This is a genomic window from Micromonospora sp. CPCC 205561, assembly GCF_036906775.1.
Lineage (GTDB): Bacteria > Actinomycetota > Actinomycetes > Mycobacteriales > Micromonosporaceae > Micromonospora.
Map to the genome: position 1 here is coordinate 1 of NZ_JBAKHV010000093.1, position 14,565 is coordinate 14,565.

Annotated in this window: 13 protein-coding genes; 9 read left to right on the top strand and 4 right to left on the bottom strand. The window is 72.4% G+C overall.

Annotated elements, in window-relative coordinates:
• Positions 1-72: 72 nt before the first annotated feature.
• The gene (locus V6V16_RS27090; protein ID WP_334566640.1) at positions 73-648 is read right to left on the bottom strand and encodes an RNA polymerase sigma factor; all 576 of its coding nucleotides are present in this window, start codon (positions 646-648) and stop codon (positions 73-75) included.
• A 223-nt stretch (positions 649-871) separates the two neighbouring features.
• Here V6V16_RS27090 and dnaE point away from each other — a divergent pair, with 223 nt between their 5' ends.
• The 3 genes from dnaE (at position 872) to V6V16_RS27105 (ending at position 6,724) form a co-directional block, all read left to right on the top strand.
• A complete protein-coding gene (dnaE, locus tag V6V16_RS27095) occupies positions 872-4,402 on the top strand; it encodes a DNA polymerase III subunit alpha (RefSeq protein WP_334566643.1) in 3,531 nt (1,176 codons plus the stop codon).
• A gap of 271 nt (positions 4,403-4,673) precedes the next feature.
• Positions 4,674-5,672, top strand: coding sequence for a hypothetical protein (locus V6V16_RS27100; RefSeq protein ID WP_334566645.1), 999 nt, complete (start codon positions 4,674-4,676; stop codon positions 5,670-5,672).
• Between the two features lie 14 nt (positions 5,673-5,686).
• Positions 5,687-6,724, top strand: a complete 1,038-nt coding sequence (locus V6V16_RS27105) for an aminotransferase class V-fold PLP-dependent enzyme (RefSeq protein ID WP_334566647.1) — start codon at positions 5,687-5,689, stop codon at positions 6,722-6,724.
• A gap of 47 nt (positions 6,725-6,771) precedes the next feature.
• Here V6V16_RS27105 and V6V16_RS27110 read toward each other — a convergent pair whose 3' ends face one another.
• A complete protein-coding gene (locus tag V6V16_RS27110) occupies positions 6,772-7,632 on the bottom strand; it encodes an SPFH domain-containing protein (protein WP_334566650.1) in 861 nt (286 codons plus the stop codon).
• A gap of 307 nt (positions 7,633-7,939) precedes the next feature.
• Here V6V16_RS27110 and V6V16_RS27115 point away from each other — a divergent pair, with 307 nt between their 5' ends.
• The 6 genes from V6V16_RS27115 to V6V16_RS27140 all read left to right on the top strand — a co-directional run bounded on the left by V6V16_RS27115 (position 7,940) and on the right by V6V16_RS27140 (position 13,297).
• Positions 7,940-8,701, top strand: coding sequence for an ABC transporter ATP-binding protein (locus tag V6V16_RS27115; protein WP_334566653.1), 762 nt, complete (start codon positions 7,940-7,942; stop codon positions 8,699-8,701).
• Entirely contained in the window at positions 8,688-9,380 is a 693-nt protein-coding gene (locus tag V6V16_RS27120) for an ABC transporter ATP-binding protein (protein WP_334566654.1), read from the top strand. Before V6V16_RS27115 ends, V6V16_RS27120 begins: the two co-directional genes overlap by 14 nt.
• A gap of 41 nt (positions 9,381-9,421) precedes the next feature.
• A complete protein-coding gene (locus tag V6V16_RS27125) occupies positions 9,422-10,681 on the top strand; it encodes an ABC transporter substrate-binding protein (protein WP_334566656.1) in 1,260 nt (419 codons plus the stop codon).
• A complete protein-coding gene (locus V6V16_RS27130; protein WP_334566659.1) occupies positions 10,678-11,559 on the top strand; it encodes a branched-chain amino acid ABC transporter permease in 882 nt (293 codons plus the stop codon). Before V6V16_RS27125 ends, V6V16_RS27130 begins: the two co-directional genes overlap by 4 nt.
• On the top strand, positions 11,556-12,572 hold the full coding sequence (locus V6V16_RS27135; protein ID WP_334566660.1) for a branched-chain amino acid ABC transporter permease: 1,017 nt from the start codon (positions 11,556-11,558) through the stop codon (positions 12,570-12,572). The genes V6V16_RS27130 and V6V16_RS27135 overlap by 4 nt, the downstream gene beginning before the upstream one ends.
• A gap of 80 nt (positions 12,573-12,652) precedes the next feature.
• A complete protein-coding gene (locus V6V16_RS27140; RefSeq protein WP_334566662.1) occupies positions 12,653-13,297 on the top strand; it encodes a transcriptional regulator in 645 nt (214 codons plus the stop codon).
• On the opposite strand, the gene V6V16_RS27145 is transcribed toward V6V16_RS27140, so the two are convergent.
• Complete coding sequence (locus tag V6V16_RS27145; RefSeq protein ID WP_442934165.1) at positions 13,294-13,926, bottom strand: DsbA family oxidoreductase; 633 nt, start codon at positions 13,924-13,926, stop codon at positions 13,294-13,296. The genes V6V16_RS27140 and V6V16_RS27145 overlap by 4 nt on opposite strands.
• Before the next feature lie 118 nt (positions 13,927-14,044).
• Complete coding sequence (locus V6V16_RS27150; protein ID WP_334566665.1) at positions 14,045-14,407, bottom strand: antibiotic biosynthesis monooxygenase; 363 nt, start codon at positions 14,405-14,407, stop codon at positions 14,045-14,047.
• Between the last annotated feature and the right edge of the window lie 158 nt (positions 14,408-14,565).

Sequence of the window (14,565 nt, forward strand, 5' to 3'; positions counted from 1 at the left end):
CGCGCGGCGCGCCGGTCGAGCCCCGGCGGCTGTCGCGCGCGGCGGCGGGCCCCGCCGGGTGGCCCGGCCCGGTCACCGCCGCCCCCCGCCGGCCTCGGGCTCCCCGGAGAGCCGGCGGCGCAACTGCCGGCGCGCCTCGTGGATCCGCGACTTGACGGTGCCCTCCGGCAGACCGAGCAGGGCGGCGATCTCCCGGTAGCCCAGCCCGAGGACGTCGCGCAGGGTCACCGCCTCGGCCAGTTCGGGGCGGAGCGCGTCGAGCGCGTCGAGCAGGTCCAGCCGGGTGCCGGCGACCACGCTCGTGCGGCGCGGGTCGACCGGCTCCGGCAGCGGCACGCCGTCGGCCTCGACCAGCCAGCGCCGGCGCAGTACCTGGTAGGTGGAGCGGGCCCGGTTCGCGGTCAGGCGGTACAGCCAGGTGTGGAACGACGACCGGCCCTCGAAGCGGCCGATGCCCCGGGCCAGCGCGAGCAGCGCGTCCTGGCACGCCTCCTCGGCGTCCTCGCGGTGCGGCAGCAGGCGGGCGCAGAGGCGCAGCACCTCCGGGCGCACCGCGACCAGCAGCGCGTCGAGCGCCGCCGGGTCGCCGCGCGACGCCGAGGCGGCCAGCTGCTCGACCCCGTCCGCGAGGCGCATCAGGTCGTCCAATGCTCGCCGGATACCGTCCGCCCAGGCTACTGCCGGCACGGCCGGGCGGGGCGCCGCGAGTCCGGGAACCGACTGCCGGGGCCGTCGCCGGGACGGCCCCGGGAGATCCGGAACACCCCGGCCGGGTCGGTCCGCGCGGCGTCTGGAGCCGGCTCTGGCGGCGACGATAGGGTAGGCCGACCGACCTCGACCATCCCATGATCCGACCCGGGGGGCGCCACGCATGGGCGATTCGTTCGCGCATCTGCACGTGCACACGGAGTACTCGATGCTCGACGGCGCGGCCCGGCTGAAGGACCTCTTCGCCGAGGTCAAGCGGCAGGGCATGCCGGCGGTGGCGATGACCGACCACGGCAACATGCACGGCGCGAACGACTTCTACAAGCAGGCGATGGCCGCCGGGGTCACCCCGATCCTCGGCATCGAGGCGTACGTGGCACCGGAGTCGCGCTTCCACAAGCAGCGGGTCAAGTGGGGTCGCCCCGAGCAGAAGAGCGACGACGTCTCCGGCAGCGGCGGCTACACCCACATGACCATCTGGGCGAAGAACAAGACGGGCCTGCACAACCTCTTCAAGCTGACCAGCCGGTCGTACACCGAGGGGTTCTTCGTCAAGTGGCCGCGGATGGACGCGGAGCTGCTCACCGAGAACTCCGAGGGGCTGATGGCCACCACCGGCTGCCCCTCCGGCGAGGTGCAGACCCGGCTGCGCCTGGGCCAGTACGACGAGGCGCTCAAGGCGGCGGCGAGATACCAGGAGATCTTCGGCAAGGAGAACTACTTCCTGGAGATCATGGACCACGGCATCAGCATCGAGCGCCGGGTCCGCCAGGAGCTGCACGACATCTCCCGCAAGCTCGACATCCCGCCGGTGGTCACCAACGACTCGCACTACACGCACGAGGCCCAGGCCGAGGCGCACGACGTGCTGCTCTGCGTGCAGACGGCGGCGAACGTCGCCGACCCGAACCGGTTCCGGTTCGACGGCAGCGGCTACTACATCAAGTCGGCCGACGAGATGCGCGCCGTCGACAACTCCGACCTGTGGCTGGAGGGCTGCCGCAACACCCTGCTGGTGGCCGAGAAGGTCGACCCCGCCGGGATGTTCGAGTTCCACAACCTGATGCCGCGCTTCCCGGTCCCCGAGGGGGAGACCGAGGAGTCCTGGTTCCGCAAGGAGACCTTCGCCGGGCTGGCCCGGCGCTACCCCGGCGGCATCCCCGACGGGCACGTCACCCAGGCCGAGTACGAGCTGGGCGTCATCACCCAGATGGGCTTCCCGTCGTACTTCCTCGTGGTCGCCGACTTCATCCAGTGGGCCAAGAACCAGGGCATCGCGGTGGGCCCCGGCCGTGGCTCGGCCGCCGGCTCGCTGGTGGCGTACGCGCTGGGCATCACCGACCTCGACCCGATCCAGCACGGGCTGATCTTCGAGCGTTTCCTCAACCCCGAGCGCGTCTCGATGCCGGATGTCGACATCGACTTCGACGAGCGTCGCCGCGGCGAGGTCATCAAGTACGTCACCGACAAGTGGGGCGAGGACAAGGTCGCCCAGATCGCCACCTTCGGCACCATCAAGGCGAAGGCCGCGATCAAGGACTCGGCGCGGGTGCTCGGCTACCCGTACGCCGTCGGCGACCGGATCACCAAGGCAATGCCCCCGGCGGTGATGGGCAAGGACATCCCGCTCGAGGGGATCTTCGACCCCAAACACCCCCGGTACGCCGAGGCCGGCGAGCTGCGGGGCATGTACGAGGCCGAGTCGGACGTCAAGAAGGTCATCGACACGGCCCGGGGCATCGAGGGGCTGATCCGGCAGACCGGAGTGCACGCCGCCGGCGTCATCATGTCCGCCGAGCCGATCGTCGACCACATCCCGCTGATGCGCCGGGACTCCGACGGCGTCATCATCACCCAGTTCGACTACCCGACGTGCGAGTCGCTCGGGCTGTTGAAGATGGACTTCCTCGGCCTGCGCAACCTGACGATCATCGACGACGCGGTGAAGAACATCCAGCTCAACCACGGCAAGGAGCTGGACCTGCTGGCCCTGCCGCTGGACGACAAGCCCGCCTACGAGCTGCTGGCCCGGGGCGACACGCTGGGCGTGTTCCAGCTCGACGGCGGTCCGATGCGCTCCCTGCTGCGGATGATGAAGCCGGACAACTTCGAGGACATCTCCGCCGTCCTCGCGCTCTACCGGCCCGGCCCGATGGGCGTCGACTCGCACACCAACTACGCGCTGCGCAAGAACGGCCTCCAGGAGATCACCCCGATCCACCCGGAGCTGGAGGAGCCGCTGCGGGAGATCCTCGCGCCGACCCACGGCCTGATCGTCTACCAGGAGCAGGTGCAGCGCGCCGCGCAGATCCTCGCCGGCTACACCCTCGGCCAGGCCGACCTGCTGCGCCGGGCGATGGGCAAGAAGAAGAAGGAGATCCTCGACAAGGAGTTCATCCCGTTCCGCGACGGCTGCCGGGAACGCGGCTACTCCGACGAGGCGATCCAGAAGGTCTGGGACGTGCTGGTCCCGTTCGCCGGCTACGCCTTCAACAAGGCGCACTCCGCCGCGTACGGACTGGTGTCGTACTGGACCGCGTACCTGAAGGCGCACTACCCGGCCGAGTACATGGCGGCGCTGCTCACCTCCGTCGGCGACGACAAGGACAAGATGGCGCTCTACCTCGCGGAGTGCCGCCGGATGCGCATCCAGGTGCTGCCGCCGGACGTGAACACCTCCGCCGGGCCGTTCACCCCGGTCGGCAAGGAGATCCGGTTCGGCCTCGGCGCCGTACGCAACGTCGGCGCGAACGTTGTCGCCGCCATCATGCGCTGCCGGGAGGAGAAGGGCGAGTACGCCGACTTCTACGACTTCCTGTCCAAGGTCGACGCGGTGGTCTGCAACAAGAAGACGATCGAATCGCTGATCAAGGCCGGGGCCTTCGACTCGCTGAAGCACTCCCGCAAGGCGCTGCTCACGGTGCACGCGGAGGCCATCGACGCGTACGCCGACGTCAAGCGCAAGGAGGCCGTCGGCCAGTACGACCTCTTCGGCGCCGGCTTCGGCGACGCCGACACCAACAGCACCACGGTGATGCCGGTGATCGGCGACGGCGAGTGGGACAAGCGCGACAAGCTCGCCTTCGAACGCGAGATGCTCGGCCTCTACGTCTCCGACCATCCGCTCTTCGGCCTGGAGCACGTGCTCGGCGCGGCGGCGGACTGCACCATCGCCTCGCTGTCGGAGGAGGGCACCGTCCCGGACGGGGCCGTGGTCACCCTCGCCGGCATCCTCTCCGGGGTGCAGCGCCGGGTCACCAAGCAGGGGCGCGCCTGGGCGTCGGCCACCCTGGAGGACCTCGCCGGCGGCGTCGAGACGCTCTTCTTCCCCAACACCTACGAGGTGATCGGGCAGTACATCGCCGAGGACGCCATCGTGGTGGTCAAGGGCCGGGTGGACCGGCGCGACGACACCCCCCGGATCATGGCGATGGACATGTCCATGCCGGACGTCAGCAGCAACCCGGCGAACAAGCCGGTCACCCTGACCATCCCGGTGCACCGGTGCACCCCGCCCCTGGTGGAACGGCTCAAGGAGACCCTCGTGCTGCACCCCGGCGACACGGAGGTGCACGTCAAGCTCCTCAACGGCGGCCGGACCACCACGCTGCGGCTGGGGCCGTTCCGGGTGGCGGCCACCACCGCGCTCATGGGTGACCTGAAGAGCGTCCTCGGCCCCGCCAACGTCAGCTGACCCGCCACGTCACGGCCAGCGCGGGTGGGCGGGGGAGCGGCGGCCCCGCGCCTCTGCGCGGGCCGGCGGTGAGCCGCCGCGGCCCCTTTCGAGCTGGGTCGGTGACGACATCAACGGACGGCCGCCGCCGGAGGCGGCACTGGATCGACCACGACACCAGCTCGACAGCGCGCGAACGGCCAGATCCGCCGAGCCGAGCACCGCGACGCGGCATCGATCCTCGGGCCGGCTACCCGGGCGGGCCCACGGCGGATGCGGCATGATCGCGGGCATGTCCGTGCCCGCCGGAGCGGCCGCCGCGATCCCGCTGCGGATCCGCGACCTCGTGCCGGACTTCCTGGCGTACGCGGGCCACGCCGCCGGCGCCCCTCGCGGCCGGCGGACGCAGCTCTGGCGGACGCACTACCTGGCACCCCACCGCGACCTGTACCAGGTGCTGGACCGCCGGGACAGCGGCTCCGGGGCGGCCGATCTCGAAGCCGTGCTGGAGCGGCTGCACGGGCGCGAGGCGGTGTTCGCCGCCCGCGCGGAGCGGCTGACCGCGCTGCTGCCCGCCACCGTCGCCGGGGTGGGTCGGGCGATGGGCTGGCCGGGCGACGGCGACCCGCTCGACTGCGTTCTGCTTGTCGGACTCGAACGGGCCAACGGCTGGGCCGACGAGTACCGGGGTCGCTTCGCCCTCTACCTCGCCGTCGAGCGGCTCGGCGAGCCGGAGCACGACGAGTTGCTGGTCCGGCACGAGGTGGCACACGTGGTGCACGACCGGCTGGCCCGTATCCGGCACTGGCCGGAGTACGGGGTCGCCAACGCGCTGCTCGCGGAAGGGCTGGCGACCCAGGTGACGGCCGAGCTGGATCCTCGGCGACCGGACGACGAGTACCTCTGGATGGGTCCCACGCACCGGCAGTGGTTCGCCGACTGCCGGGGCCGCTGGCCGGAGATCCTGGAGCGGATGGCCACCGACGTGGACGCCACCGACCTCGACCGGTACGCCGCGTGGTTCCTCATGCGCGACAGCGTCCACCGAGGCGACCTGCCGCCCCGCTGCGGCTACCTGGTGGGCCTGGAACTGGTCCGGCTCCTCCGCGAGCGACACCCGCTGCCCGAGATCGCCACCTGGGACCTCGACCGGGGCCGCGACGAGGTGCGACGGGGCCTGCGCGCCCTGCGCGCGGCGGCCCGAGCGCACCCCGGTGGCGCCGAATCCACCCCGTCCGCCGGTCGGGGCCGCGAGCGCCGGATTGGCCATCCCGGTACGCGGCACGGGTGACTAGCGTCGGCGGGGTGGAGATCGCACAGGCACAGAAGCTGTGGCAGCCGCAGCCGGGTTGGCTGAACACCGCCAGTTTCGGGCTGCCGCCCGACCCGGTGTGGGACGCCGTGCAGGGGGCGCTGACCGACTGGCGGGCCGGGCGTACGTCCTGGGAGGGCTGGGGCGCGGCGACGGAGCGCTCCCGCGCCGCCTTCGCCGGCCTGGTCGGGGTGCCGGCCGCCGACGTCACCGTCGGCAGCACGGTCTCCCAGCTGCTGGCCCCGGTCGCCGCCGCGCTGCCCGCCGGCGCGACCGTCGTGGTGCCGGAGGTCGAGTTCACCTCCAACCTCTTCCCGTGGCTGGTGCAGGCCGAGCGGGGCGTCCGGGTGCGCACCGTGCCGCCGGCCGGGCTGGTCGACGCCATCGACGCCGACACCGACCTGGTCGCGTTCAGCCTGGTGCAGTCCGCCGACGGCGCGGTCGCCGCGTACGACGAGATCGTCGCGGCGGCCCGGGCGCACGGCGCGCTCGTCGTGGTGGACGCCACCCAGGCGTGCGGCTGGCTGCCGTTCGACGCGAGCCGCGCCGACGTGGTGGCGGTGGGGGCGTACAAGTGGCTGATGGCCCCGCGCGGCTCCGCGTTCGCCTACCTCGCCCCGGCCCTGCGTGAGCGGCTGCGCCCCGACGCCGCCGGCTGGTACGCGGCGGAGGAGCCGCACGCCGCCTACTACGGCCCGCCGCTGCGCCTCGCCGCCGACGCCCGCCGCTTCGACATCTCGCCGGCCTGGTTCAGCTGGGTCGGCACGGCCCCCGCCCTGGAGCTGGTCGCCGAGATCGGGGTGCCGGCCGTGCACGCGCACGACGTCGCGCTGGCCAACCGGTTCCTCGCCGGGCTGGGCCAACCGCCGGGGCGGAGCGCGATCGTCAGGGTGGAGGTGCCCGACGCGGCGCGGCGGCTGGAGCGGGCCGGCGTCCGGGCGGCGGTCCGCGCTGGCCGGGTCCGGGCGTCCTTCCACGTCTACTCCACCCAGGACGACGTCGACCTCGCCCTGGACGCGCTCACCGGCTGAGGCCGGGCCGGGAGGCGCCGGGCACGGGGCCCGGCGCCCGCCGGCCGTCACTTGGTGCCGGTGATGATCCCCGGGTTGATGCAGAGGCCGGGGTTGCTGCCGTTGCGTTCGGCGATCTCCAGGCAGCGCGACACCTTGTCGACCTTGGCGTTCGTCTCGGTGATCTGCTTCTGGATGGCGGCGTTCTTGCGGTCCTGCTCCAGGTTGCGGGTCTGGGCGAGCTTGTCCTGGAACGCCTTGATGTTGCCCTCGGTCTTGTCGTCGTGGTTGACCCGGGTGATCGTCACCGACAGGATGTCGACGTCGGTGGAGAGCCGCGTCTCGGCGCTGGCCTTGATGCTCTCGGCGAAGGGCTTCAGGTCCACGTTCAGGTTGCCGGTGTTCGCGTCGATCTTCTCCAGCGGGTTGTACGAGGCGAAGGCGTCGTTGACGGCGCTGTCGAGCTGGACGCCCACCCGCTGGCCCCGGAAGCTGTCGAAGTCGCCCTTGTAGTCCATGAACTGCTTCGGCGCGTTCTCCGGCTTGACCTGCCACTCGACGAGCACCTCGACGCAGGCGTCGGCGAGGGTGCCGGTGCGCACCCGGACGCAGTGCTCGCCGCCGATGTGGTCGTACTTCTGCCGGCCCGCGTCCCACTCGCCGACCTTCTGCCAGGGGGCGACCCACTTCAGGCCGGAGCCGGTGACCTGACCCGTCGGCTTACCGAAGCTGGTGACGATCCCGACCGAGCGGATCGGCACCGAGTGGGCGCTGGAGCCGACGGTGAACACGACCGCGCCGACGAGGCAGCCGAGCGCCGCCAGGGTGGCGGTCCGCTTCGTCGGCCGGCTCGGGGCGGCGAGCGCGAGCAGGCCGGAGACGGCCAGACCGGCGGCGAAGACGATGGCAACTGTGAAGCCGAAGGGCATTCGTCCGGCACCTTTCGCGGGAGGGGCCATCACCCTAGGGGCAACCGTCAAGGCGCGGCGCGGGTGGGGCCCGACCGTGGGGCGTCCACATGGACGCGGCACGCAACGGCCCGGCACCCCGCGCCGCCGATGCCGACGGGCGGGGTGGGCGGGCGGGCGATGGGGGCACCGCACGGCCGGGCGGCACCGAATGTGGCGGCCATCGACATAGTTCGACATCCGGCGAGGGTCGTAGGTTTCCAGCACGCGACGGCCATGTGACCACGGTCACCGATCCGGTCGTCGTGAACCTACGAAGGAGTAGGCGATGGCCGGGCAAGCGCTCCTGTCGGCCCGCGGGCTGACCCGCGACTTCCGGGGCTTCCGGGCGGTGGACGGCGTCGACCTCGACGTCGCGGCGGACAGCGTCCACGCGCTCGTCGGCCCGAACGGCGCGGGGAAGACCACCCTGTTCAACCTGCTCACCGGATTCCTGCGGCCCAGCGGCGGGCGGATCGAGCTGGACGGCCGCGACATCACCGGGCTGCCCCCCGAGCGGGTCGCCCGGCTCGGCGTGGCCCGCTCGTTCCAGATCACCAGCCTCTTCCCGCAGCTCAGCGCCCGCGAGCACGTCGAGCTGGCGTTGCAGAGCCCGAGCGGGCTGGGCTGGCGGTTCTGGCGCTCGGCGAAGCTGATGGGCCGCTACACCGACCGGGCCGGCGAACTGCTCGACATGGTCGGGCTGGCGGCGCTCTCCGAGACGCCGGCGGAGGCGCTGGCGTACGGGCGCAAACGGGCGCTGGAGCTGGCCATCGCCCTCGCCCTGGAACCGAAGGTGCTGCTGCTCGACGAGCCGACCGCCGGGATGGGCCTGGAGGACGTCGACCGCACCGTGGAGCTGGTCGCCCGGGTCCGGCGGGGGCGGACGGTGGTGATGGTCGAGCACAACATGAGCGTCGTCGGGCGGCTCGCCGACACCGTCACCGTGCTCCAGGCCGGCCGGGTCCTCGTCGAGGGTCCGTACGAGCAGGTGCGCGCCGACGAACGCGTGATCACCGCCTACCTGGGAGCCGCCGATGCTGCGCGTTGAGAACCTGTCCGCCTGGTACGGGGAGGCGCGGGTGCTGCGGGAGGTCAGCCTGGAGGTCGCCGCCGGCGAGGTGGTGACCCTCGTCGGGCGCAACGGCGCCGGCAAGTCCACCCTGCTGCGCTGCGTGATGGGCCTGCACGCCGGCCGGCGGGGCACGGTCGAGCTGGACGGGCGCGACGTCGGGAGGCTGCCGGCCTACCGCCGGGCCCGGCTCGGGCTCGGCTGGGTCCCCGACGACCGGGGCAGCTACGCCACGCTGAGCGTGACGGAGAACCTCACCCTGCCGCCGACCGTCGGCCCGGACCCGTGGTCGCTGGAGCGGGTGTACGAGGCGTTCCCCGCGCTGTACGAGCGGCGCGACTCGGCGGCCACCATGCTCTCCGGCGGCGAGCAGCAGATGCTCGCACTGGCGCGGGTGCTGCGGATGGGCGCCCGGCTGCTGCTCTGCGACGAACCGACCGAGGGACTCTCCCCGCTGCTCGTGCGGCAGGTCGGCGACCTGCTGCGGGAGGCCAAGCGGCACGGGGTGACCGTGCTGCTGGTCGAGCAGAACCTGCACTTCGCCACCGGCGTCGCCGACCGGCACTACCTGCTGGCCGAGGGGCGCGTCGTGGAGGCGTTGGACAACTCCGAGGTGCGCTCCCGGGAACGCGAACTGCTGTCGTACCTCGGCATCTGAATTCTCGATTCGACGACCCGCGCGGCGCGCGGGGTGGAGGGATGGGCATGCGTAGGACCGTGGGTGTGGCCGCCGCTTCGGCGGCGGCGGTGGCGCTGGTGGCCGGTTGCGGCGGCGGCGGCCCCCAGGCGGGCGGGGACCAGAAGCTGACCGGCGGCAAGATCGTGCTGGGCGTGCTGAACGACCAGTCCGGTGCCTACTCGGAGCTCTCCGGCAAGAACTCGGTGAAGGCCGTGGAGATGGCGATCGCCGACTTCAAGGCCAGGCACGGCGACCGGGCGGTGACGAAGGACGTCACCGTGGAGACCGCCGACCACCAGAACAAGCCGGACATCGCCAACACCAAGGCCGCCGAGATGTACGACCGCAAGGGTGTCGACCTCGTGCTCGACGTGCCCACCTCGTCGGCGGCGGAGAAGGTGGCCGACGTCGCCGGCGAGAAGAAGAAGCTCTATTTCAACATCGGCGCGGCGACCACGACCCTGACCGGCGCGAAGTGCAACAGGTACACGTTCCACTACGCCTACGACACCTACATGCTGGCCAACGGCACCGGCAGGAGCACGACGGAGCAGGGCGCGAAGAACTGGTACGTGCTCTACCCCAACTACCAGTTCGGCCAGGACATGGAGAAGAGCTTCTCCACCGCCATCACCGCCGCCGGCGGCCGGGTCGTCAACAAGGACGCCGCGCCGTTCCCGAACACCACCGGCGACTACTCCACGTTCCTGCTCAAGGCGCCGACGCTGAACCCGAAGCCCGACGTGCTCGGCACCATGCAGGCCGGCGCCGAGCTGGTCAACGTGGTCAAGCAGTACAACGAGTTCAAGCTCCGGGAGAAGGGCGTCGGGCTGGCCGTCGGCCTGATGTTCCTCACCGACATCCACTCGCTCACTCCGGCCGCGCTCGCCGGCACCACCTACACCGACGCCTGGTACTGGAACTTCGACGCGAAGAACCGGGAGTTCGCCGACCGGTTCCACAAGGAGACGGGCACCCGGCCGACGTTCGCGCACGCGGCCAACTACTCCGCCGCGACGCAGTACCTGGAGGCCGTGCAGGCCGCCGGCACCGACGACGCCGACACCATCGTCGACGCGCTGGAGGGCAAGAGCATCGAGGACGTGTTCCTGCGCAACGGCAAGATCCGCGCGGAGGACCACCGGGTGGTGCACGACGCGTACCTGGCCCAGGTGAAGCCGCAGTCCGAGGTCACCGAGCCGTGGGACTACGTCAAGGTGCTCAAGACCATCCCGGCGGCCGAGGCGTTCGCCGCCCCGTCCTCGGAATGCAAGCTGTGACGGGCTTTCTCCAGAACACCTTCAACGGCCTGGTGAGCGGGGCGTTCTACGCCCTGCTCGCCCTCGGCCTCGCGGTCATCTTCGGCATGCTGCGGGTGGTCAACTTCGCCCACGGCGCGTTCTACATGCTCGGCGCCTTCGGGGCGTACGTGCTGCTCACCGAGGTGGGCGTGTCGTTCTGGGCGGCGCTGGTGATCATGCCGGTGGGGCTCGCCCTGGTCGGCATGCTCCTGGAGCGGACCCTGATCCACCGGCTCACCCGGCTCGACCCGCTCTACAACTTCCTGCTCACCTTCGGCCTGACGCTCATCCTCCAGGACCTGGTGAAGCTGCGGTACGGCGTGCAGTCCAGCCCCTACGCGACCCCCTCCGCGCTGAGCGGGTCGGTCGACCTCGGGCTCTTCGACTTCCCCACCTACCGGGTCTTCATCCTCGGCTTCGCGCTCGCCGTCTGCGGGGGCGTCTGGTGGGTGCTCACCCGCACCCGGATCGGCATGGTGGTCCGGGCCGCGACCGAGCGCCCCGAGCTGACCCGGGCGTTCGGCATCGACGTCGGACGCTGGGTCACCCCGGTCTTCGGCTTCGGCATCGGGCTGGCCGGGCTCGCCGGGGTGCTGGCCGCGCCGATGCGGGCCGTGAACCCGCTGATGGGCGCCGACCTGATCATCGTGGTCTTCGCGGTGGTGGTGATCGGCGGGCTGGGCTCCATCTTCGGCTCCGTCGCCGCCGGCTTCGGCATCGGCCTGGTACAGGCGTGGGGCGAGGCGTACCTGTCCGCCTTCCCGATCGTGTCGCAGACCATCGTCTTCGTGGTGATGGCCGTCGTGCTGCTCTGGCGACCGGCCGGGCTGTTCGGCCGTGAGGAGGCACCGGCATGACGAGCACCGTCGACACCGCGACCGACGCCGGTCGCCCGACGCCGCGGTCCGGGCTGGCCGCCGTGGCCCGGGCCCCCGGCTGGCTCCGGTACGCGCTGCTCGCCGCCGGGCTGCTGGTGGCGTTCTGGCTGCCCAACGGCCTCTACCCGGCCGTGGCGGTGGACATCCTCTGCTGGGCGCTCTTCGCCGTCGCCGTGGACCTGCTGCTCGGCTTCACCGGGCTGATGTCCTTCGGGCACGCCGCGTTCTGGGGCGCCTCCGCGTACGTCACCGGGTTGACGGCCATCCACCTCGGCCTGCCGTTCCCGGCGGCCGTGCTGGCCGGGGCGCTCGCCGCGGCCGCGCTCGCGGTGCCGATCGGCCACCTGGCGGTGCAGCGGACGGGCATCTACTTCGCCATGGTCACCCTGGCGTTCGCGCAGATGGTCTACTACGTGGCCAACGAGTGGCGCTCGGTCACCCGCGGTGAGAACGGTCTGCAGGGCGTGCCCCGCGAGCTGTTCGGGCTGGACCTGACCGACGACTACTACTTCTACTACGCGATCCTGCCGATCGTGCTGCTCGGGCTGGCCGCCGCCTGGCGGATCGTGCACTCGCCCTTCGGCCGGGTGCTGGTCGGCATCCGCGACAACCCGGCCCGCGCCCGCGCGCTCGGCTACCCGGTGCACCGCTACAAGCTGACGGCGTTCGTGCTGTCGGGCTTCATCGCCGGGCTCGGCGGCGGGCTGTTCGCCGTCGGCCACCGCTTCGTCTCCCTCGACGTGCTGCACTGGACCACCTCCGGCAAGGCGGTCATCGTGGTGGTGCTCGGCGGCATCGGCACCCTCTGGGGCGGGGTGCTCGGCGCGGGCATCCTGGTCCGCCTGGAGGACTGGCTGTCGTTCTCCGGGTTCGAGGCGATCGGCCTGGTCACCGGCGTGATCTTCGTCCTCGTCGTGCTGGTGTTCCGGCGCGGCATCTGGGGCAGCGCCGCGGCCCTGGCCACCCGCTGGAGGGCGGCCCGCCGCCGGTAGTCGCGGCCCGCGGGCGCATCCATCCGGCGTCCTGCCGGCGTACCCCCTGGTAGTGAACGTCTACCCGGGGGGTACGTCTGGTGCTGACAGAACCCATGCCGGCCGAGGCCGTCGAGACCGCGCGCAAGCAACTGTCGCTGGCCGCCGAGGACCTCGACGCCAGCCGGGTCGCCGCGCTCGTCGTGGACGTCGCGGAGCAGTGGGGCGCCGGGGCGCTGTGGGAGCGGGTCTGCGTGCCCGTGCTGGCCGGGCTGCGGGGGCACGCCCCGGCCGAGGTCGCCGTCGAGCACGCCCTCTCCGAGGGCCTCCGCGTCGGCCTGGACGTCTTCCGGCGCGTACCCGGGCGCCCGCTGCCGACCGGCGGTCTCCTGCTCGCCGGCGCCGAGCAGGAGACGCACTGCCTCGGCCTGCACGCGCTGGCCGCGGCGCTGCGCGAGCGGTCGCGGGGCAGCCTGCTGCTCGGGCCGGCGCTGCCGTGGGCGGCCCTCGCCGGCGCCGCCCGCCGGGCGCAGCCGCGCACCGTCGTGCTCTGGGCCCAGACGGCGGTCACCGGCCGCGCGTACCGCCTGGTGCGCTTCGCCCGCGACTTCCCGGCTGTCCGGGTGTACGCCGCCGGGCCGGGCTGGATCGAGCCGCTCGGCCCGCCGGCGACCCGGCTGCCCACGCTTCCCGCCGCCGTCGCCGCCTGCTGTACGCCGGCCCGCCCCGAGCGGCTGCGCCACTAGCCGGCGCGTGCGGCCAGCCGGTCGTCGACAAGGCGACGCAGCTCTTTGGGGGACTGGACGGCGGAGACCGGGGGCCACCCGTCGATCACCAGCGCGGGGACGCCGGTGACGCCGTACGCCACGGCGCGGCGCTCGTCGGCCCGGACGTCATCGGCGTGGGCGGCACCGGCCAGTAGGGCGCGTACGTCCGCACCGTCCAGTCCCGCCTCGACGCCCAGCCGTTCGAGGGTGCCCGCGTCGGCGATGTCGAGCCCCTCGGTGTGGTACGCGCGCAGCAGGCGTTCCATCATGTCGTCGGCGACGCCGTGGCCGGCGGCCAGGCGACACAGCCGGTGGGCGTCGAACGTGTTCACCGGCCGCGCGAGATGCAGGTTGAGCTCCAGTCCCTCCGCCAGGTCGAGGGCGTGGATGCGGGCGATCCGGGCGGGAGCCTGGTCCGCCCACCACTCCGCCATGGCCTCGGCCGCCGTCCGGCCGGGGGTCCGGCCCTGCTCCGGGGCGAGTTCGTAGCCGCGCCAGACGGTCCGTGTCCGGTCGCGGTCGCGGTCAGGGATCTGGGCCAGGGCGGCGGCGAGGCGCCGCTTGCCGATGTAGCACCAGGGGCAGAGCACGTCCGCGAAGATCTCGATGACCCTGGCTTCCTCCGGGGTACCGCGCGACGAGGGACCGCCGTGCGGGTTCGGTCGGGTCGGATCCGGTCCCGGCGGCCGCCGGGACCGCTCGGACGGAGCGTCGGTGGCCGGCACGTCAGGCGCCGGTCCTCTGCGGGCCGGGCCCGACCTCCCGGACGACGACGTAGGTGGGGGGTCCGCTCATCCGGGGTTCGGCCTTGCCGGAGAGTCCGTCCAGCGCCATGGCGATGGCCGCGGCCCGACCCTCGGCGTCGGAGGTCGCCACGAAGCTGCGGTAGTCGGCCTCGCTCGCCCAGTGCACGATGTTGTAGACGCGGGTGCCGTCGGTGCTGGCGTGGAACCGGGCCGACCGGTAGCCGGGGTAGAAGCGCACCCAGCGCTCCTGGATGTCCGCGAAGGCGGTCACCAACTCACGTTGCGTCTCGGGGCCGTCGACCGTGTAGTCGATGATCGAGTAGAAGCCGGTGTCAGAACTCATGCGCGCTCCCGTGTCGAAGGTCGTTGACCCGGATCCTCGAACCTCACGCGCACTTGAAGTCAAGCCCGCGCCGCGCTCGGCCCGGAGCGGGGCGCGCCGGCCGGTGCGGGCGTCGCGCACGTCGGTAGCCGGGCACGCCGACGGCCGGCGTCCCGGGT

Bases quoted from the DNA above. Each gene is read 5' to 3' on its own strand.
- dnaE (WP_334566643.1), top strand. From the start codon at position 872: ATGGGCGATTCGTTCGCGCATCTGCACGTGCACACGGAGTACTCGATG.
- V6V16_RS27100 (WP_334566645.1), top strand. From the start codon at position 4,674: ATGTCCGTGCCCGCCGGAGCGGCCGCCGCGATCCCGCTGCGGATCCGC.
- V6V16_RS27110 (WP_334566650.1), bottom strand. From the start codon at position 7,632: ATGCCCTTCGGCTTCACAGTTGCCATCGTCTTCGCCGCCGGTCTGGCC.
- V6V16_RS27115 (WP_334566653.1), top strand. From the start codon at position 7,940: ATGGCCGGGCAAGCGCTCCTGTCGGCCCGCGGGCTGACCCGCGACTTC.
- V6V16_RS27120 (WP_334566654.1), top strand. From the start codon at position 8,688: ATGCTGCGCGTTGAGAACCTGTCCGCCTGGTACGGGGAGGCGCGGGTG.
- V6V16_RS27125 (WP_334566656.1), top strand. From the start codon at position 9,422: ATGGGCATGCGTAGGACCGTGGGTGTGGCCGCCGCTTCGGCGGCGGCG.
- V6V16_RS27135 (WP_334566660.1), top strand. From the start codon at position 11,556: ATGACGAGCACCGTCGACACCGCGACCGACGCCGGTCGCCCGACGCCG.
- V6V16_RS27150 (WP_334566665.1), bottom strand. From the start codon at position 14,407: ATGAGTTCTGACACCGGCTTCTACTCGATCATCGACTACACGGTCGAC.